18 protein-coding genes are annotated in these 17,564 nt (G+C 43.5%); 5 read left to right on the top strand and 13 right to left on the bottom strand.

The annotated features are described in order from the left end of the window. Nucleotides 1–111 precede the first annotated feature (111 nt). From GWK08_RS13255 to GWK08_RS13285, 7 genes are read right to left on the bottom strand one after another with little or no spacing between them, the layout of a single operon-like run. The gene (locus GWK08_RS13255; RefSeq protein ID WP_163607708.1) at nt 112–903 is read right to left on the bottom strand and encodes a 3-keto-disaccharide hydrolase; all 792 of its coding nucleotides are present in this window, start codon (nt 901–903) and stop codon (nt 112–114) included. Nucleotides 904–913: 10 nt separating this feature from the next. After that, nucleotides 914–1,972: a sugar phosphate isomerase/epimerase family protein gene (locus tag GWK08_RS13260; protein ID WP_163607709.1), complete on the bottom strand. Its 1,059-nt coding sequence runs from the start codon at nt 1,970–1,972 to the stop codon at nt 914–916. A 9-nt stretch (nt 1,973–1,981) separates the two neighbouring features. Then, the gene (locus GWK08_RS13265) at nt 1,982–3,127 is read right to left on the bottom strand and encodes a Gfo/Idh/MocA family protein (RefSeq protein ID WP_163607710.1); all 1,146 of its coding nucleotides are present in this window, start codon (nt 3,125–3,127) and stop codon (nt 1,982–1,984) included. Continuing rightward, nucleotides 3,127–4,356: a nucleoside permease gene (locus GWK08_RS13270; protein ID WP_163607711.1), complete on the bottom strand. Its 1,230-nt coding sequence runs from the start codon at nt 4,354–4,356 to the stop codon at nt 3,127–3,129. The genes GWK08_RS13265 and GWK08_RS13270 overlap by 1 nt, the downstream gene beginning before the upstream one ends. 12 nt (nt 4,357–4,368) lie before the next feature. Then, nucleotides 4,369–5,370, bottom strand: a complete 1,002-nt coding sequence (locus GWK08_RS13275; protein ID WP_163607712.1) for a sugar phosphate isomerase/epimerase family protein — start codon at nt 5,368–5,370, stop codon at nt 4,369–4,371. A 29-nt stretch (nt 5,371–5,399) separates the two neighbouring features. Continuing rightward, entirely contained in the window at nt 5,400–6,779 is a 1,380-nt protein-coding gene (locus GWK08_RS13280; protein WP_163607713.1) for a Gfo/Idh/MocA family protein, read from the bottom strand. A 16-nt stretch (nt 6,780–6,795) separates the two neighbouring features. Then, nucleotides 6,796–7,725 (bottom strand): FAD:protein FMN transferase, encoded by a 930-nt coding sequence (locus GWK08_RS13285; protein WP_163607714.1) that lies wholly within the window; start codon nt 7,723–7,725, stop codon nt 6,796–6,798. A 240-nt stretch (nt 7,726–7,965) separates the two neighbouring features. On the opposite strand from GWK08_RS13285, the gene GWK08_RS13290 reads away from it, so the two are divergent. Next, complete coding sequence (locus tag GWK08_RS13290) at nt 7,966–9,669, top strand: GMC oxidoreductase (RefSeq protein WP_163607715.1); 1,704 nt, start codon at nt 7,966–7,968, stop codon at nt 9,667–9,669. A gap of 10 nt (nt 9,670–9,679) precedes the next feature. After that, nucleotides 9,680–10,327, top strand: a complete 648-nt coding sequence (locus tag GWK08_RS13295; RefSeq protein ID WP_163607716.1) for a gluconate 2-dehydrogenase subunit 3 family protein — start codon at nt 9,680–9,682, stop codon at nt 10,325–10,327. An 80-nt stretch (nt 10,328–10,407) separates the two neighbouring features. On the opposite strand, the gene azu is transcribed toward GWK08_RS13295, so the two are convergent. From azu to GWK08_RS13310, 3 genes are read right to left on the bottom strand one after another with little or no spacing between them, the layout of a single operon-like run. Continuing rightward, nucleotides 10,408–10,914: an azurin gene (gene azu / locus GWK08_RS13300; protein ID WP_163607717.1), complete on the bottom strand. Its 507-nt coding sequence runs from the start codon at nt 10,912–10,914 to the stop codon at nt 10,408–10,410. Between the two features lie 27 nt (nt 10,915–10,941). After that, nucleotides 10,942–11,907, bottom strand: a complete 966-nt coding sequence (locus tag GWK08_RS13305; RefSeq protein WP_163607718.1) for a YheT family hydrolase — start codon at nt 11,905–11,907, stop codon at nt 10,942–10,944. A 39-nt stretch (nt 11,908–11,946) separates the two neighbouring features. Next, on the bottom strand, nt 11,947–13,056 hold the full coding sequence (locus tag GWK08_RS13310; RefSeq protein ID WP_163607719.1) for an AraC family transcriptional regulator: 1,110 nt from the start codon (nt 13,054–13,056) through the stop codon (nt 11,947–11,949). 145 nt (nt 13,057–13,201) lie between these two features. Here GWK08_RS13310 and GWK08_RS13315 point away from each other — a divergent pair, with 145 nt between their 5' ends. Continuing rightward, nucleotides 13,202–13,762, top strand: a complete 561-nt coding sequence (locus tag GWK08_RS13315; RefSeq protein ID WP_163607720.1) for a type II toxin-antitoxin system RatA family toxin — start codon at nt 13,202–13,204, stop codon at nt 13,760–13,762. A 10-nt stretch (nt 13,763–13,772) separates the two neighbouring features. Beyond that, complete coding sequence (locus GWK08_RS19410; RefSeq protein WP_317168156.1) at nt 13,773–14,633, top strand: VOC family protein; 861 nt, start codon at nt 13,773–13,775, stop codon at nt 14,631–14,633. A gap of 29 nt (nt 14,634–14,662) precedes the next feature. Here GWK08_RS19410 and GWK08_RS13325 read toward each other — a convergent pair whose 3' ends face one another. Continuing rightward, on the bottom strand, nt 14,663–15,667 hold the full coding sequence (locus tag GWK08_RS13325; RefSeq protein ID WP_163607721.1) for a bestrophin family protein: 1,005 nt from the start codon (nt 15,665–15,667) through the stop codon (nt 14,663–14,665). 104 nt (nt 15,668–15,771) lie between these two features. Between GWK08_RS13325 and GWK08_RS13330 the strand changes: the two genes are divergently transcribed. Then, nucleotides 15,772–16,248: an acyl-CoA thioesterase gene (locus GWK08_RS13330; RefSeq protein WP_163607722.1), complete on the top strand. Its 477-nt coding sequence runs from the start codon at nt 15,772–15,774 to the stop codon at nt 16,246–16,248. Here GWK08_RS13330 and GWK08_RS13335 read toward each other — a convergent pair. Both GWK08_RS13335 and GWK08_RS13340 read right to left on the bottom strand, forming a co-directional pair. After that, on the bottom strand, nt 16,240–17,133 hold the full coding sequence (locus GWK08_RS13335; protein ID WP_163607723.1) for a DMT family transporter: 894 nt from the start codon (nt 17,131–17,133) through the stop codon (nt 16,240–16,242). The two genes, GWK08_RS13330 and GWK08_RS13335, sit on opposite strands and share 9 nt — an antisense overlap. Continuing rightward, nucleotides 17,126–17,479: an arsenate reductase family protein gene (locus tag GWK08_RS13340; protein ID WP_163607724.1), complete on the bottom strand. Its 354-nt coding sequence runs from the start codon at nt 17,477–17,479 to the stop codon at nt 17,126–17,128. Before GWK08_RS13340 ends, GWK08_RS13335 begins: the two co-directional genes overlap by 8 nt. Nucleotides 17,480–17,564: the final 85 nt, after the last annotated feature.

The raw sequence follows: 17,564 nt of genomic DNA on the forward strand, positions 1-17,564 counted from the left end.
AAAACTTTTTAAAACAACCACATAAATAAACAGATCCTTTTCAAAGACTATTCTCACCTCTAGTCCTCAAAAAGGATCCTTCATCAGATCAACAATAACTGGTACGGGAATTTACAGCTCTCGTACCCAGATGTTTCTGTAACTTACAGGATTGCTGTGGTCCTGAAGCTTGATGATATCTTTTCCGTGTGCTGCGTTTTTGGGCCAGCCTATATATTCTGTTGTTCCCTGTATTTCTACATGATCCTGTACAAGAACCCCGTTGTGAATAACCGTGAACGTTCCCGATCTTGTCTTATTTCCCTCCGCATCAAATTCCGGCTCATGAAAAATAATGTCATAGGTCTGCCATTCGGTATTCGGTTTGGTGGCATTCACCAGGGGAATGTGCTGCTTGTAAACAGAGGTTGCCTGTCCGTTAGAATAGGTCCTGTTCTGATAGCTGTCCAGGATCTGCACTTCATACCTGTTCTGAAAGAACACCCCACTGTTTCCGCGACCCTGTCCTTCACCTTCAATAACTGCCGGAGCTTTCCATTCGAGATGTAATTGTATGCTTCCGAATTTTGCTTTGGTCTGTATATCTCCCGTCCCTGGTTTAACGCTCATAGAGCCATCGTCGTTGATGATCCAGCCCGCTGCTTCTCCTGGGCTTTTACTGCTTTCCCAGGCATCGAGGCTGGTGCCGTCAAAAAGCACCACTGCGTCTGAGGGAACATTATTGGCATTAAAGGAAATTGGAGCAGGTTCCGGTTCCCATACTTCCGTCTCTTCAGGTTTGGTAGGTTCCTGTTTCTGCTCTTCCACCTTGGCGGTTTCTTCCTGTTTTTCTTCTTTGGTCTGTGTCTGGCCGCAGGCTGTAACCATGATGGCGGCTATGATAAGAATGCTAAGTTTTTTCATCGTTTTGTTTTTATTCGTTAAGGCCTAATATTTTTCTGAGTTGTTCTTTATCGATATCCCCTCCGGCAAAATCATCAAAAGCCTTCTGCGTGGCTTCTATGATATGGTTTTTAATAAAGGGTGCCCCTTCACGAGCTCCCTGCTCGGGGCTTTTTATACAACATTCCCATTCCATTACCGCCCATACATCGCATCCGTATTGGGTGAGCTTGGAAAAAATGGTCTTAAAGTCTATTTGCCCGTCTCCCGGAGAGCGATACCTTCCGGCACGGTCAATCCAATCGCCGTAACCCCCGAAAGCTCCTTTTTTTCCGGTAGGGTTGAATTCGGAATCTTTTACATGAAAAGCCTTGATGAATTCGTGATAGTGATCTATGTATTCAATATAATCCAGTTGCTGAAGCACAAAATGACTCGGGTCGTACAGGATATTCACCCTTTTGTGATTTCCCGTAGCTTCCAGGAAACGCTCGAAGGTAACTCCATCGTGAATGTCTTCTCCGGGATGTACTTCGTAGCAGACATCAACCCCGTTCTCTTCAAAAACATCCAGGATAGGAAGCCATCGTTTGGCCAGTTCCTCAAAGCCCATTTCTACCAGCCCCGGCGGTCTTTGCGGCCAGGGATGAAATGTGTGCCATAAGAGAGCTCCCGAAAAGGTGGCGTGTACATTTAATCCCAGTCTTCTGCTGGCAACAGCAGCCTTCTTTACGGTCTCTACAGCCCATTCCGTACGGGCTTTCGGGTTGTTCTTAACGGCATCGGGTGCAAAGTTATCGAACATAAGATCATAGGCCGGATGTACGGCTACCAACTGCCCCTGAAGGTGGGTAGACAGCTCTGTGATCTCCAGTCCGTATGAGTTGATCTTTCCCTTGAGTTCATCGCAATACGTCTGACTTTCCGCAGCCTTGTCCAGGTCTATCAGAAAGTTTTCCCAGGTGGGGATCTGTATTCCTTTATATCCTAAATCTGCAGCCCATTTGCACATCCCGTCCAGGGTATTGAAGGGAGCTTTGCTATCGACAAACTGTGCGAGAAAGACCGCAGGTCCTTTTATTGTTTTCATCCTACTATATTAATTGATCTTGGTCCAGGCAGCGTTGTTCTTATCGCTTTCCACTGCCGCGTAAATAAATTTAACTCCTCTTACGCCATCGCTTACCGAAGGGTAATCGGGTCTTTCGATACTATCTCCGTTCATAACGGCCATCAGGTGAGTGGCAAAATTCCTGTATACCGTTGCAAAGGCTTCCAGGTATCCTTCGGGATGTCCTGAAGGGATACGGCTAGCAGAAGCCGCTTCATCATAAAGATCATTTCCTCCCGGGGTGAATACCTTCATTGGTTTGTCCAGCCATCGGGTAAAAAGTTTGTTGGGATCTTCCTGATGCCATTCCAGGCTTCCCTTTTCTCCGTAAACCCGTATTGCCAGGTTGTTTTCCTCTCCGGTTGCGATCTGTGAGAAAGACATGGTGCCTTTGGCCCCGTTCTCCAATCTTAGCAGAAGATTCCCGTCGTCGTCCAGGATCCTGCCTTCTCCGAACCTCCCGAGGTCGGCTGCCAGTTCTTCTATCTGCAAACCGGTAATAAACTCTACCAGGTTTTCGGCATGGGTTCCTATATCCCCCAGGGCACCTCCGATCCCGGAACGCTTGGGATCTACTCTCCATGAGGCCTGTTTCTGACCTGTCTTTTCGACCGCTGTGGCCATCCATCCCTGCAGGTATTGTACCTGCACTTTCCGGATATCCCCGAGGTCGCCTTTGGCTACCATTGCCCGGGCCTGTTTAACCATAGGGTTTCCCGGATAATTATGAGTAAGCCCGAAAAGAAGGCCCGTTTGTTTTACCAGTGCTTCCAGCTCTACTGCTTCCTCAATAGTTAAGGTCATAGGTTTGTCACAAACCACAGGAAAACCGTTTTCCAGAGCCATTTTTGCAGGCGCAAAGTGCATGTGATTCGGAGTTACGATAGAAACAAAATCCATGCGTTCTCCCGGAGCCAATTCCTTTTCTGCGAGGATCATTTCCTCAAAGTTGGCATAGCATCTTTCTTCCGGCAGGAAAAGTGCTTTTCCTGACGCTTTTGATTTTTCAGCACTGCTGCTGAAAGCTCCGCATACCAGTTCTATCATCCCGTCTATAGCGGCCGCTTTTCTATGAACATCGCCGATGAAGGAACCTTGTCCTCCACCTATCATTCCCATTCTGAGTTTTCGCATCAGTTATTGTATTCTATTTTTTCGTTTTTAAACAAGACTCCAAAAAGCAACATCACCGCAAAGGCAAAAGCTGCCGGGTAGATCCAGATGGTTTCCCATACATGGGTGTTATCGGGTCTTGCGAATTCGTCTGTAATTTTTCCGGCTACCCAGAATCCTATCAGCATCCCGACACCGTAGGTGGCAAGGGTAATAAGGCCCTGAGCGGCACTTTTAAATTTTTCTCCTGCCTTGCTGTCCGTATAGATCTGCCCCGATACAAAAAAGAAATCATAACAGATCCCATGCAGAACGATCCCAAGGACCAGCATAAAGAAAAGAGAATCTCCATTTCCGTAAGCAAATAGCACGTATCTGACTGCCCAGGCGATCATTCCCACCAAAATAGTTTTTTTGAAACCGTATTTTTTAAAGAAGAATGGCAACAGCAACATAAAGAGCACCTCCGAGATCTGACCTGCGGATGCCCAGGCGGTTGAATTCTCCACTTTAGACTCGGTGAGGAAAGGACTCAGGTTCTGATAATAGAACGCCAGAGGAATACATATGAGTACCGATGAAATAAAGAACACCAGGAAATTCCTGTCCTTAAGTAATTTCAAGGCGTCGAGCCCCAGAATGTCTGAAACCGTTACTTTTTCATCTTTGTTTACTTTAGGAGGGGTCTTGGGAAGACTGAAACTCAGAAGCCCGAGAATAGCAGAAGCTACTGCAGTCATCATAAAAGTATTTGCCAGCAGGCCATTCTCTATATTTTCGAGAGAATCCCATTTAAATGCAAAGCTTATTAACAGTCCGGCTACGATCCATCCTACAGTTCCCCATACTCTTATAAACGGAAATTGTTTTGCCGGATCTTTCATCTGATTAAAGGAAACCGAATTAACCAGGGCCAGAGTTGGCATGTACAGGATCATATATCCCAGTACATATGGATAAAATACATTAAAATCTGTGGCATTTGACATCTGATACATCAAAAATGCGCCTACCAGATGGAGTATTCCCAGAATACGTTCGGCATTAAAATAGCGATCGGCAATTAACCCAATAATGAACGGGGCGATAATTGCTCCCCAGGACTGCGTGGAAAAAGCTTGGGCTATTTCACCTCCACTGGCATTCAGGTTGTTTCCTAAAAAAGTTCCCAGGGTTACGAACCATCCTCCCCAGATAAAGAATTCCAGGAACATCATTAACGAGAGTTGAAACTGTATTTTTCTATTCATCTGTTTGATTATTTAGCTTAGTTTTTTGGCTGCTGAAATTAAAAGATCCCTTGTGGCAATTATTCCTTCTTCCTCACTTAGCCTGCTTCCTTCGTATTCCACTCCGATAAATCCTTTATAACCGGCATCCTTTACAATTTGAAGCATTTTCTGGTAATCTATAGTAGTTTCATTTCCGTTCGCATCAAAATCATAGGACTTTGCACTTACTGCCTTGGCGTACGGCATAAGTTCTTCAACTCCCTTGTATTTATCGTACTCTTCCACACAGGAAGCTTCCCAGCGGGCGCCACCTTCTCTTTTAAGGCAGAAATTCCCGAAATCCGGAAGGGTACCACAATTATCCATATTAACCATTTTCATCACCTCGGTAAGTAATTGTCCGTGAGACGACAGGTATCCGTGGTTTTCAACCAGGACATTGATATTGCTTTTGGCAGCATAGGCCGATATCTTACTCAGGGAATCTGCAGAGACTTCTTTCCAGATCTCCGGATCGGTCTCCCCGAAAAGATTCACTCGGATAGAATGACATCCGAGTCCGCTGGCTGCATCTACCCATCTTTTGTGGTTTTCAACTGCCTGACTTCGGTCGGCTTCACTCTTAACGGAAAAATCGCCTTCCCCATCAATCATGATAAGCAGGTTCTGTATCCCTGCATCGCTACTTCTCATATTGAGTTCCTTGATCAGCGTATCCATCGGCATCATTAAAGTGCGGTTGTTCTCATCGCCGGTGTTGTATAATTGGCTTACAAACTCGATACCTTCAAATCCGAGTGCTTTTGCCTTGGCAGCAAAGTCCATCGGGTTTAAGGAATTATCGAAAATAGCTTTGTGTAATGACCATTGTGCCAGGGAAAGTTTAAAAAACGGAGCAGCCTCCTGCAATGCGTTTTCTTCCGATAGCTGTTCTTCTTTTTTATCTTTAGATCTTGCACAGGCTGCAAGTCCCAGTACCGATAGCGCCAGTCCGAATTGCGCGCTGTTCTTAACAAAATCTCTTCTTTGCATGATGGTGTGTTTTGGTTGTGTTGAGTATATTAAATTTCGTATTCAGATGCCCTGATCCTGATGCGTTTTCCACCATTATTTATGGCATCGTGGATCTTATAGATGCAAACCTCACTCTTATAAGATTCCACCGCGTCATAGTTGAGGGTTTCATTTCCTCTTACGGTCTCTATAAAGTTCTTCAGGTGAGCGGTATGGGCGGGCAGGTTATATACCACATCCATATCCTTGATCTGATCTATTTTATAACTGATCTGTGGTGCGGTTTCCTTGATCCCGGAATCCCCCACTTCTTTTGCTTTATACTTTGCCAGGCCGGCTTCATTTTCAATATATCCCTTGTCTATATATTTCTGCCATTTACTGGCTTCTACTGCCGATTCCCTGTATATCTTATTGTCTTTGCCTTCAGAAATTATAAAAGCTCCCTGATCGCCAATAAAACGTTCATAGACTCCTATGGCGCGTGAATTGGAGATATTCTCATAGATCCCTATGGCCGGTCCGGAAGGAGTGTCATATTCCAGGATGGTAGCCATGGTATCGGCCTGCTCATAACCAAAATAAGAATTGTTTCCGGTAGCATATACCGTTTTCGGATATGCATTGAAGAACCAGTTAAAGATATCTATCTGATGGGACCCCAGATCGGAAACTACTCCGCCTCCCAGTTTTTTGTAATTCCTCCAGTTGTATACCTGGTCAATAGATTCAAAGCCGTATTTCCTTAATTTATTAAGGTCGATATTGTCCTTTTTATTGGGCATTTGAGTCCATATTTTGGAGCGGTTCCATTGGCCCGTAGCATGGGTGAGGCGCCCGAACATCTTTTCTTTCTGGATGAGGTTCTTATAGGTAAACCTGTACCTGTCGTTGCTGCGCCTCTGTCTTCCTATCTGAAGGTATTTCCCGGTTTTTTTCATGGTTTCTGCCATTTTTCGGGCATCCTTCAATCTGTTGGACATGGCTTTTTCACAATACACGTGCAAACCTGCATTAAGGGCATCGATAGCATGTGGTGCATGCCAGAAATCCGGAGTTGCCAGTACCACGGCATCCAGTTTTTCCTTCTCCAGCATTTCGTAAAAGTCCTCATAGGCATTTACCGTTTTTCCGTGTTGTTCTTTAAAGCGGCGTTTAGCGTTTTCGCGCCTGCTTTCAATAACATCGCATACGGCTACCAGGTTGCAACCCTCTATTTTAGGGATATTGCTGAAGATGATCCCGCTTCCGCGGCCCCCACATCCCACGACGGCTACATTTACCTGGTCAAAAACCGAAAAAGTACTTGCCCTTATTCCGAAAGGTCGTGCCAGAATGATCCCGGTTCCGAAAACGGACGTCTTTTTAATAAAATCCCTCCTGCTTTCTTTGGATGTTTTCTTTTCGGATGGTGTTTGATTTGACATGCTTCGTTCTTTTATATTAAATTTCTAATGTATGTGCGTTATCCGATATAAAATGGATCTCTCCATCTTTACTGTATGCGCCCCAATTAATGGTGTCTGTGCTTTTAATGACTTCTCTTATCTCTGCTTCATTCATTAAAAAGAAAGCTGTGGAATATGCATCCGAATAGGCTGCCTCATCACAGCTTAACCACACTCTTTCGAATTCGGGGGTCTGGTCGTTATTTCCCGTTCTGGGATTAAAAATATGCCGGTCGTTCCAGTAAAAACCGGATGCGCTTACGGCTGTATCTTTTAGTTTTAATTCTTTTTCGCTTTTCATGCTGGCAATTCCGTATTCCCAAAACGGCTTCCGGTCGGGATGATTCTTTACCAGTACGGTACTTTCTCCTGCATTAAGAGCATAGCTGTCTATGCGATGTTCATTCAGGATCAGTGCGATCTGATCCAGGGCATAGCCCTTTCCGATCCCGCCCAGATCTATTTTAATACCTTCTTTTATACAGTATATTTTCTTCTCATCCGGATCCAGGTAAATGCTTCCCTGTTGCTTTTCCTCAAATACTTCCTTAATGGCATTTTTGTATTCGGCCATATTCAGGATCCCTTTTTTAAAGCCTCTGAACACATCCGTTAATTTTGCCATTCCTATATCGAAGATCCCGTTGGTAAGCTGCATGACCTCTATAGATTTTTTCAGGCAGTCATAGGTTTCGTAATCCAGGAGGAGTTCGGTACCATCCTGCATTTTGTTGATCCTGGAAATATCGCTGTCGGGAATAAAGCGACTCAGTTTTAATTCGAGTTCATCGATCCTCATAAAGCAGCTTTGTGCCACACTCTGAGCGTATTCCTTATCCTCATGTATTAACTGGATGGAAAACTGAGTGGCCATTGCCTGATGTTCGAAATGATGAAGCTGATCCATGGTCTTAACTAAAGTCACTTTCTACATTAATTTACTGTAGCGAAAATTTTTTTAAAAAAAATTGAAAAAGGCTCCTTTCGAGGCTCTATTTTTTGGAATTTCTGCCGAAAATGAAAGCGGGCGAAAAAAAGTTTTGTTAAAATTTTAACAACGAAAACGTTTTAGTACGAAATTCTCAATAAACAAGCCAGATAAATGTAAAAAAATAATTTAATTTTTAATAAATTTCAATAATATTCAAAAAACCAATAACATCTTATGTTTTACTATAATGAACCTTTAGAAGAATACGATGCAATAGTGGTTGGAACCGGTATTAGCGGGGGATGGGCGGCAAAAGAGCTCTGTGAAAAAGGCTTAAAAACCCTGGTTTTGGAGCGTGGCCGTATGGTTAAGCATGTGGAGGACTATCCGACCATGCACAAAGACCCCTGGGAGTTTAAAAACGGAGGGCAATTACCTCAGGAAGAACTCCAGAAACAACTTAAACAGAACCGAACCGGATATACTACTAACAAGGCACACAATCACTGGTTTGTTAACGACCTCGAACACCCTTATAATGAAGACAAGCGATTTGACTGGATGAGAGGGTATCATGTAGGGGGACGTTCCATCATGTGGGGACGTCAGAGTTACAGATTAAGCGATTTTGATTTTGAAGCGAATGCGAAGGAAGGAGTAGCAGTAGACTGGCCTATAAGATATAAGGACCTGAAGCCCTGGTATGATTACGTAGAGAGTTATATAGGGGTGAGTGGTGAGAATCTCGGATTACCTCAGCTTCCGGACGGGAATTTCCTTCCGCCTATGGAGCTGAACTGTGTGGAGGATCACCTTAAACAATCTATTGCCAGTAATTATAATGACAGAGTACTTACCATAGGAAGAACAGCACATATTACGCAGGGATCCAAACCCGGAAGAAGCCAGTGTCAGTTCAGGGACCGCTGTATGAGAGGATGTCCGTTTGGAGGATACTTCAGCAGTAACTCCTCTACTTTACCGGCAGCGGCAGAAACGGGAAATATGACCCTTCGCCCTAATTCGGTGGTTTATGAAGTAATGTATGATAAGGATACAAAGCGTGCCACCGGGGTAAAAGTGATCGATGCGGAAACCATGCAGACCTATGAGTTCAAAGCCAAGGTTATTTTCCTTTGTGCTTCGGCAGTAGCTTCTGCTTCTATTCTGATGCAATCGGTATCGGAAAGGTTCCCTAACGGAATGGGGAATGATTCCGGAGAGCTGGGACACAATATTATGGATCACCACTTTAAGGCCGGGGCGGTTGCCAAGTTCGATGGTTTTCAGGATAAGTATTATACGGGAAGACGCCCTAACGGGATCTATATTCCAAGATTCCGGAACCTTGGAGGAGATACGGATCAGAAGGATTTCCTCAGAGGATACGGATACCAGGGTGGAGCAAGCCGCCAGGACTGGTCGGAGAGTATCAGGGAGCTCAGCTACGGAAAAGAGCTGAAAGATGCGATCCTGAAACCCGGAGGCTGGCAGATGGGACTTATGGGATTCGGAGAGACCCTTCCGTACCATGAGAACAAAATGTACCTGGATTACAATAAAAAAGACAAATGGGGATTACCTACAATTACCTTTGACGCAGACTTTAAGGAAAACGAACTTAAGATGCGTAAGGATATGATAGCTCAGGGGATGGAGATGCTGGATAAGGCAGGATTTAAGGAAATTGAACCCTGGGATGATATCGGAGCCATAGGCCTCGGGATCCATGAAATGGGAACTGCCCGTATGGGTCGGGATCCTAAAACTTCGGTGCTTAACGCGAATAACCAATTGCATGCGGTGCCTAATGTTTATGTAACCGACGGAGCGGCGATGACCTCTGCTGCATGTCAGAACCCTTCGCTTACCTATATGGCACTAACGGCAAGGGCCGCAGACCACGCGGTGAAGGAATTAAAAAAGATGAACCTTTAATATTTCAATAATGGATAGAAGAAAGGCGATAAAGAATTTAGGGCTATCGATGGGGTTTGTAGTAGCAACTCCAACGGTACTGAGCATATTACAGAGTTGTCAGAATGAAAAATATCCTGCATGGACCCCGCAGTTCTTTTCGGAAGGTGAAGGCAGGACCGTACAGCAACTGGTAGACATTATTTTGCCGGTAACAGATACTCCCGGAGGAATTGAGGTAAATGTTCCTCAGTTCGTAGATACTTTTGCTTTTGAGGTTTTTGAACCGGAGCAGCAGGTGCTGATGAAGAAAGGTCTGGAGGTTTTTACAGCTAAGGCTTTAAGTGCATCAGAAAAGGAAGATGCCTCTAAATTAAAGGCAGAAGATATTGAAGCTGTTCTGGCAGGATCACTTAAAGTAAGCAAGGAAGAACAGGAAGCTATTTATGAGAAGTTAGGCGAATATATACAGGCTATGGAGGCAGGAGAAGATGCTTCTATTGACGATGATACACTAACCTTTGTCTTTTTAGACAATATTCGTTCTCTGGCCATTTTCGGCTATAAGACCAATGAGATTGTCGGGAAAGAAGTACTGGCTTATGATCCGGTTCCCGGAAGACAGGAAGGTTGTGTTGATCTAAACGAAACTACCCAGGGTAAAGCTTGGTCTCTTTAATTATAAATTATAGTGTTTTTTAGAAAAGCCCTGGCGGTAAAACGTCAGGGCTTTTTGATTTGAATATATTGAGTAAATATCTATTCTACGATAAATTTTCCCTGCATAAGGCCATAGTGTCCGGGAAAGCTGCAAAGGAAATCATAAGTACCCTTGGCAGGGGCCTCAAATTCTATAACATCTGTTTCTCCTCCGCCTATTAGTTTGGTATGTACAATAACTTCGGTAGTGTTTTCCGGGATGTACTCATTATCCCTGGCTGTAGCAGCAACAGTAGCAAATGAAACAAGATCGGTTCCTTGCGTGAGCAGTACAAAATTATGCCCCATGATCTTCTTGTCAAGCTTACCTGTATGCTTTAGGGTTAAAGTAACTTTCTGCCCGGCTTTTACCCTGATCTCCTTCAAATTGAACTTCATCAGGTCGTCGGAAACCAACACAATGTTATTGGAAGTCTTATCCTCTTTTGAAGTTTCTGTTTTTTTAGTTCGGTCGTACTGGAATCCTTCTTTTTTCTCTTCTTTTCCACCACAACTTATCAATAGGGAAAAAACTACAATTGTGGCGGCTTTGTGTAAATTTTTCATAAGGTGATATTTTAGCCTACTAAGATACTAAATAGCGTTCTCATTAATGAATTCCAGCGCTCTTTTTTCATTGTAATAAACCCTGTTTCCGGCATAAAAACCGACATGGCCTCCGTGATCTGGAATTTCGAGGAACAAATTGCTGTTTTTTTCCGCTTCCTTCATCGGGAAACACTCTTCGGAGAGAAAAGAATCGTTCCTGGCGTTGAGGATAAGGGTAGGGATCTTTATGTTGTGCAGATGCGGTAATGAACTGGCTTTTTCGTAATAATCGAGCGCATCCTTAAAGCCGTGAGCCTTTGAAGTGTATACGTCGTCAAAATCCTTTAAGGTTATTATTTTACTGATATCGGTACCGTTTATTTTTTCGGGGAACTTTTTTTGTTTCTCTTTCAGTTTTTCAAGCAAATGTTGTTTGAACCTCCTGGCATAAAGGAAGTTTTTCCTCTTGTGAAGCTCAAGCATCGATCCGTACAGATAACAGGGGACGGATACGGCAATAATGGCTTTTAACTGTTCCGGAATAGGATTCCCTTCTCCGGCATATTTAAGGCTGAGGTTGCCTCCCAGGCTAAAACCGTTAATATAGATATCCGTATACTTTTTATGGGTTGTTATATGATCCATGATCTCCACCAGATCTTCGGTAGCCCCGGAATGATAGGACCGGAACAATTTATTCACCTCTCCGCTGCAACTTCTGAGGTTTACGCATACCGCATCGATGCCGTTCTGATTAAACAGACGGGCCACCCCGGTTACATACGGGCGCTGTGCATTTCCTTCCAGGCCGTGTATGACCACGATCAGTTTACCCGTTTCCGAAGCGGAGAAACTCCAGTCCAGGTCTATAAAATCGCCATCGGAAAGATCTATGCGTTCCCGTTCCTGCCGAATCCCGTTAACCTTTCGGACAAGGCCGGAATAGATGGTTGAAAAATGCCCGTTTTTAAAAAGATGAGGTGGCTTGTAGTCAGATCTGATCAGTGGCATGTATTTAACTTTAAAGGCTCTAAAATAATAAAAGCTCCCTTAGTTGCCGTGTTTTTTACTGATGTATTCTGAAGGCGTCATTTGAGTGTGCTTTTTAAAAGCTCTGTAAAAACTGGCTTTGTTGTTAAATCCGCACTCTTCCCCGATGGCCTGAATGGAAAGTTTCTCCAGGGTGGCAGAGCACAATAACTCCCGGGCCCTGTCTACACGGTATTTATTGATGATATCGTAAAAACCTGCCTGCATACTGTGGTTAAGCACTTGCGAAATATGATGAGAAGGAGTTTCTATGGCTTTTGCCAGATCGCCGATCTTTAAATTGGGATTGAGGTATAGTTCCTCACCTTCTATGGCATTCCGTATTCGCTTCTGTATCTGCCGGCTCTGTTCGTCCGATAGCGGAGAGGTCCTGTATTTGTTTTTGTCGCCCAAAGGCAACACCTGTTTGATGTCTACGATCCAATACCCCAGCAATAATATGCTGATAGATAAAACCCCCGACAGAACGATCTCTGATGTAATGGCAGAAGCTCCCGAAAGGAGGAAGCCCGTTTGCAGTAAAAGATCTAAAAATGCCAGCAGGATCAGAAGAAGACTGATCCTTTTAAGTAATATACTGTTCTTTTTGTCTTTGCGATGTAGGTACACAAAAGAACCGACGGCATATGCAAATAACAGCAGCATATATAAACTGGCGAGGAACCAGTCTGTAAAGGAAACACCTCCCTGAGGCAGGATATTGTAATAATAATCGATGAGTTTTTGCTTCTCTTCTATTCCTTGAAAATGAAGGGGCAGATAGAAAACAAACATGATAAGAAAGGGAAGGATATGGATCAGGTATACCGGTTTAAAGCGGAAAGAACTATCCCCGTAACTCCTGACAAAAAAATAGAAGGCGGGACCCACCAGAAAGAGAAGAGGATAACCAAGCCCGAACAAATGAGGCCACTGTTTTATCAGTTCTGTGGTGAACAGCAAATAGGTAAAGAGATGTTGAATGAGCCCGAAAATTATAAAGGCGAGAAAATAGCGGGAGAATCCCAGACCCGAGCTTCTCAGTACCACACTTAAGATAAAGATCCCGATAAGGATAATACCTCCGAGGAAAAAAGTAACGATAAATGAAAAAGACTCTATGCTGTTCATAGTATAAAAATAGTAATGCTTAATTAAACGAGAACTATAGGGAATTTTAAAAAGGTCTCTAAGGAGTTTCAATTAATTAAGAGCGCCTTATTTCCCGGAAAACGCCCTCTTTTCCGGCTTAATTTTACCTGAAAACAAAAAGATCATGATACGAAAAATTTTAAAGATCACTGTACTGACCCTCGCCTCCCTTATCGTGGCATTGCTGGTCTACGGAGGGATTCAGTACCCTAAGACCAAAGGACTAAATCACTTTACGGCAGAACGGATCGTCCATGCACATGTCGATGAAGTATGGGATATTATTTCGGATGTGGGGAATTACCATGAGGTTACCGCAGCCGGAATAGATAAAGTAAGGATACTGGAAGGAAACGGACTCGGGATGAAACGGGAATGTGCAGACCCTGCCGGAAACAGCTGGGAAGAAGTGTGTACCCTGTGGGAGCCCGGAGTTCAGTTTAAGTTCAGGGTAAATACCGAAAGAGAAGATTACAGATTTCCTTTTAAATCCTTATCGGGTTTATGGAGGGTAGATTCTATTGCGCCTACAAGCACCAGGATCTCCCTGGATTTTGCCTATGAATTCGAAAATCCCTTTCTGAGCGGTTTCTTTATTTCGGCAGGAAGCAAGCAGGCAGAAGAGGATATGAAGATCTTGCTGGACAACTGGCAACAACTGGCCGAAGGAAATACAATCAATTAAAACGAACATTATGAAAAAATCAATCATCATCACACTTTGTGTTTTAAGCTTCCAAATGTATTCGCAGGAAGTTCCGGCCTGGTTTACAGAAAATATGGAAGCCTCCGTAGGAATATGGATTGCAGATAATTCAGCCTATCAGAATGAGAGAGAACCTTTTGATCAATATCTGATGGAATGGGAATGGGGAGTTGGTAAACAGAGTATCAACGGAAAACTCTTCGGAATGATAAAGGGGAAAAAACAGCAACTATTCTGGGAATTCAGGCAGTTTTGGGATTTCGACAGAAAGGAGGGGATCCTTATTCAATACGGAATAGACGGAACCATAGGGAAAGGCCCCTTGCGAATGAGGGATGCCAATATTTCCGAACTAAAGCAGGAGTTCGTATCTTCAAAAGGTGTAAAAAGTATGCACGGGCACCATTCCGATTTACAGGCCGATGTGCTCACCACCACCTCCTTTGACATTGCGAAGGACGGAAGCTGGATCAAAAAAAGAATATATAAGTGGAACCGTAAAAAAAATAAAATGGACTTAGGTAATTTTTCGCTTTCCCTGACGGTAAAGGATATTGGGGAATCTATCTCGTTTTACAAAAAACTGGGCTTTGAGGTCATCGATGGTAACCCCGATCAACGCTGGGTGATCTTAAAGAACAAAGAAAGTAAAATAGGTCTTTTTCAGGGAATGTTCCCTAAAAACACCCTGACGTTTAATCCCGGAAATAATGCGAGAGAGATCTACAGGAGTATGGATGATAACGGGATCAAAACAGTCATGGCCAACGGAATGGATAAAAAAGAAGGCCCTGCATCCTTTATGGTCACCGATCCGGATGGAAATCCGATCTTAATAGATCAGCATTGATAACAAAAAGGGCCTTAAAGCCCTTTTTTTTAATACAGTATATTGTCTTTAGGCTGAATTTTTTCAGGTAATTCCTCTTCATCCAACATATCCCTCAGGTCGATCTCTATGGTTCTGCAAAGAGCGGTCATCGGAACATCATTGATCCTGCCCTCAAACGGATCTTCGCTATTACTGCCCACTTTTTCCATAGTGATAAAGATCCAGGAGATCAATACCGAAAAAGGGATCATAAGGATCAGGAACAACTCCTTCGTAAAGGTTGTTTTCAGTTCACTCAATTCGGATTCGAAAACAGACAGGAGTCCGAAAGGAAGCAACAGGATAAAGATCCATGTGAAGACCGTACTGAAATAAGCATACTGCCTGGGAAAAGGTGTGTTTTTAATACGTTCGCATTTTCCCTGCAAGGTGTACAGCTCTTCCAGGGTTGAGTGAAAGATCTGTTTATCGAACTCGGTGATCTTTTCTTCCTTCAGCAACTGCCGAACAGCCAACCCCTGATCTTTGATAAGATGAGTAGCTACATTCTTTCGCTTTTTTAGCTGATTGAATTCTTCTTCCTCCACAAAAGGGAGGATGGCATCGCAGGCGGGATTTTGTTCGCCATGCCGGTTTACCAGGCGTTCCACATCCGGATTTTCCTTCATGGTAAAAGAGGTGGATTGCCTTAACTGAATTCTCAGGGCATTGATCCATGCCAATTGCCGGTAGATCAGTTCTTTCTTGACTTTATGATCGGCTTCTACCAGGGAAATGACCTGGTTTCCCCAGGTTCTGGAAGAATTGACAATGCCTCCCCAGATCTTCCGGGCTTCCCAGAAGCGATCATAACTCTGACTGTTCTTAAAACCGACGTAAAAGGCTACGGCAATACCGATAACGCTTAGCGGTTGAAAGGGAATGTCAATAAACTTCCATCCTAAATAAAAGTAGGCGCTGTATACAGCACCGGCCCAAAGGGCAAAGAACAGAAGATTGCGCCATGCAAAGCGCAAAATAATTTTCAGGTCTAAATTTCTTTTGATATACATGAGCGAGCTTTTGTGCACTTAAATTTAGTAAAAACACAGAAAGAAATAAAACTATGCATGCATAGTAATTTCTTTTGTATTTTAGCGCAAAATTCCAGGAAGAGATGTACTTAAAAGATTTTGAAATACGATGGAACGATCTGGATGCGAACAGGCACCTTGCCAATGCTTCCTATCTGAGTTTTGCAGCACATACAAGAATGTCGTTCCTAACCGAATGCGGCTTCGACCAGAAGCTGCTGGTAACCCATAATATTGGCCCGGTTGTTTTTTACGAGCATATGTATTATTTCAGGGAGGTGTTTATGGGACAGCCCATTAAGGTTTCCCTCGAACTGGTAGGCCTGAGTGAAGACGGGATGTTTTTTGAATTCAGACATAATTACTACGATCGCAAGGGCCGGAATTTCGGGCATTGTGAGATCCTGGGAGGCTGGATAGACCTGGAAAGCCGAAAACTGATCCCTTTACCACAGGAGATCGCTCACTTTTTTGATAAGATAGAACGTCCGGACGATTTTAAGGTCCTCACCAGGGAAGACACCAGGAAATATGCTAAAAAACCTGTAGATCTAAGCTGATTCTTTTGGCTTTTTGGTTACCAGATATACTCCGAGAAATACCAGCGCCGCTGCCGAGATCTTAACGGGATTCAGGGAGTCTGCTCCTACCATCAATGCAAAAATAATAGCCAGTAGGGGTTGAAGATATATAAAGGCTCCGATGGTAGAGGCCTTTAATTCTTTTAAGGCATAGATATTAAGTAAATAGGTAAGGAAGGTCGTTCCCACAACTACAAATGTCATTTTCCAGATAGCTTCAAAAGGCAGTTCTGCCCATTGTACCGCACTGAATTCTGATATGGTGACCGGAAAATTAAAGAAGATAGCCACCAGGAAGATCCATTTCATCAGAGTGATAGAATGGTATTTAGCGGTTAACGGTTTAACCATTATAAGGTAAATACTGTATGAAATAGCATTAATGATAAAAAGAGAATTACCCAAAGGAATGTTGGGGGCATCCTGCCGCACTTCCGCTCCGAAGAGGATAAGGGATAATGCTCCTGCAAAACCTATGATAATCCCAAGGGTTTTGACCAAAGTGATCTTTTCATTGATCATAATGGCCGAGAGGATCAGTACTATGATGGGGGAAATGGTAATAATTACCGAACTGTTAATAGGAGTGGAAAGGCTTAAACCTTTAAAGAACATCAGCATATTGATCACCATTCCGAAAATAGCAGAACCGATGAGGCGCGGCCAGTCGCTTTTTGCGATCTTTTCCCTGGGACCCCAGAAACTGATGATCCAGAAAAGTACCGACGCCCCGACCACTCTCAGGAGAATGATCCCGAATGCTCCGATATAGGTAGGCATAAGCCCCTTGGCTATGGTATGATTAATAGCGTAAATGGCACTGGCACCAAAGGCAGCCAGTAAGGCCAGCGTTCTCTTACCCATGAATTGCTGTTTTAGCTGCGGCAACCACATTTTTGCTGTTACCGATAAAGATCTGCCCTTCTGTAATGATCACCGGGCGTTTTAGGAATGTGTAGTGTTCCAGAATAAACCCCTTATAATCATTTTCATTCAGCACTTCATTCTTAAGATCACGTTCCTTGTACAGTTTAGCCCTTTTGCTGAAAAGAGACTCATAACTTCCGGAAAGCTCATGCATTTCCTCCAGCTGTTTAACCGTAATTTCTTCTTCTTTAATGTCCTGAAGCGTAAAACCGTTAAGCGGTTGTAACTCGTTAAGGATCCTTTTACAAGTATCACAGGTCTTAAGGTAATAGATCTTTTTCACAGGTCTTTGTTTTAAGAATTAGCATTCCTTGTTTTCCAGTGCAAAGAAAAACCATTTCCAAAGGAAATCTTCTATATTTAGCAAA

Source organism: Leptobacterium flavescens (assembly GCF_010671605.1).
Lineage (GTDB): Bacteria > Bacteroidota > Bacteroidia > Flavobacteriales > Flavobacteriaceae > Leptobacterium > Leptobacterium flavescens.

Coding starts and splice junctions, on each gene's coding strand:
- GWK08_RS13330 (WP_163607722.1), top strand. CDS start 15,772: ATGTACTTAAAAGATTTTGAAATACGATGGAACGATCTGGATGCGAAC.
- GWK08_RS13255 (WP_163607708.1), bottom strand. CDS start 903: ATGAAAAAACTTAGCATTCTTATCATAGCCGCCATCATGGTTACAGCC.
- GWK08_RS13275 (WP_163607712.1), bottom strand. CDS start 5,370: ATGCAAAGAAGAGATTTTGTTAAGAACAGCGCGCAATTCGGACTGGCG.
- GWK08_RS13270 (WP_163607711.1), bottom strand. CDS start 4,356: ATGAATAGAAAAATACAGTTTCAACTCTCGTTAATGATGTTCCTGGAA.
- GWK08_RS13335 (WP_163607723.1), bottom strand. CDS start 17,133: ATGGGTAAGAGAACGCTGGCCTTACTGGCTGCCTTTGGTGCCAGTGCC.
- GWK08_RS13295 (WP_163607716.1), top strand. CDS start 9,680: ATGGATAGAAGAAAGGCGATAAAGAATTTAGGGCTATCGATGGGGTTT.
- GWK08_RS13315 (WP_163607720.1), top strand. CDS start 13,202: ATGATACGAAAAATTTTAAAGATCACTGTACTGACCCTCGCCTCCCTT.
- GWK08_RS13290 (WP_163607715.1), top strand. CDS start 7,966: ATGTTTTACTATAATGAACCTTTAGAAGAATACGATGCAATAGTGGTT.
- azu (WP_163607717.1), bottom strand. CDS start 10,914: ATGAAAAATTTACACAAAGCCGCCACAATTGTAGTTTTTTCCCTATTG.
- GWK08_RS13260 (WP_163607709.1), bottom strand. CDS start 1,972: ATGAAAACAATAAAAGGACCTGCGGTCTTTCTCGCACAGTTTGTCGAT.
- GWK08_RS19410 (WP_317168156.1), top strand. CDS start 13,773: ATGAAAAAATCAATCATCATCACACTTTGTGTTTTAAGCTTCCAAATG.
- GWK08_RS13310 (WP_163607719.1), bottom strand. CDS start 13,056: ATGAACAGCATAGAGTCTTTTTCATTTATCGTTACTTTTTTCCTCGGA.
- GWK08_RS13265 (WP_163607710.1), bottom strand. CDS start 3,127: ATGCGAAAACTCAGAATGGGAATGATAGGTGGAGGACAAGGTTCCTTC.
- GWK08_RS13325 (WP_163607721.1), bottom strand. CDS start 15,667: ATGTATATCAAAAGAAATTTAGACCTGAAAATTATTTTGCGCTTTGCA.
- GWK08_RS13280 (WP_163607713.1), bottom strand. CDS start 6,779: ATGTCAAATCAAACACCATCCGAAAAGAAAACATCCAAAGAAAGCAGG.
- GWK08_RS13305 (WP_163607718.1), bottom strand. CDS start 11,907: ATGCCACTGATCAGATCTGACTACAAGCCACCTCATCTTTTTAAAAAC.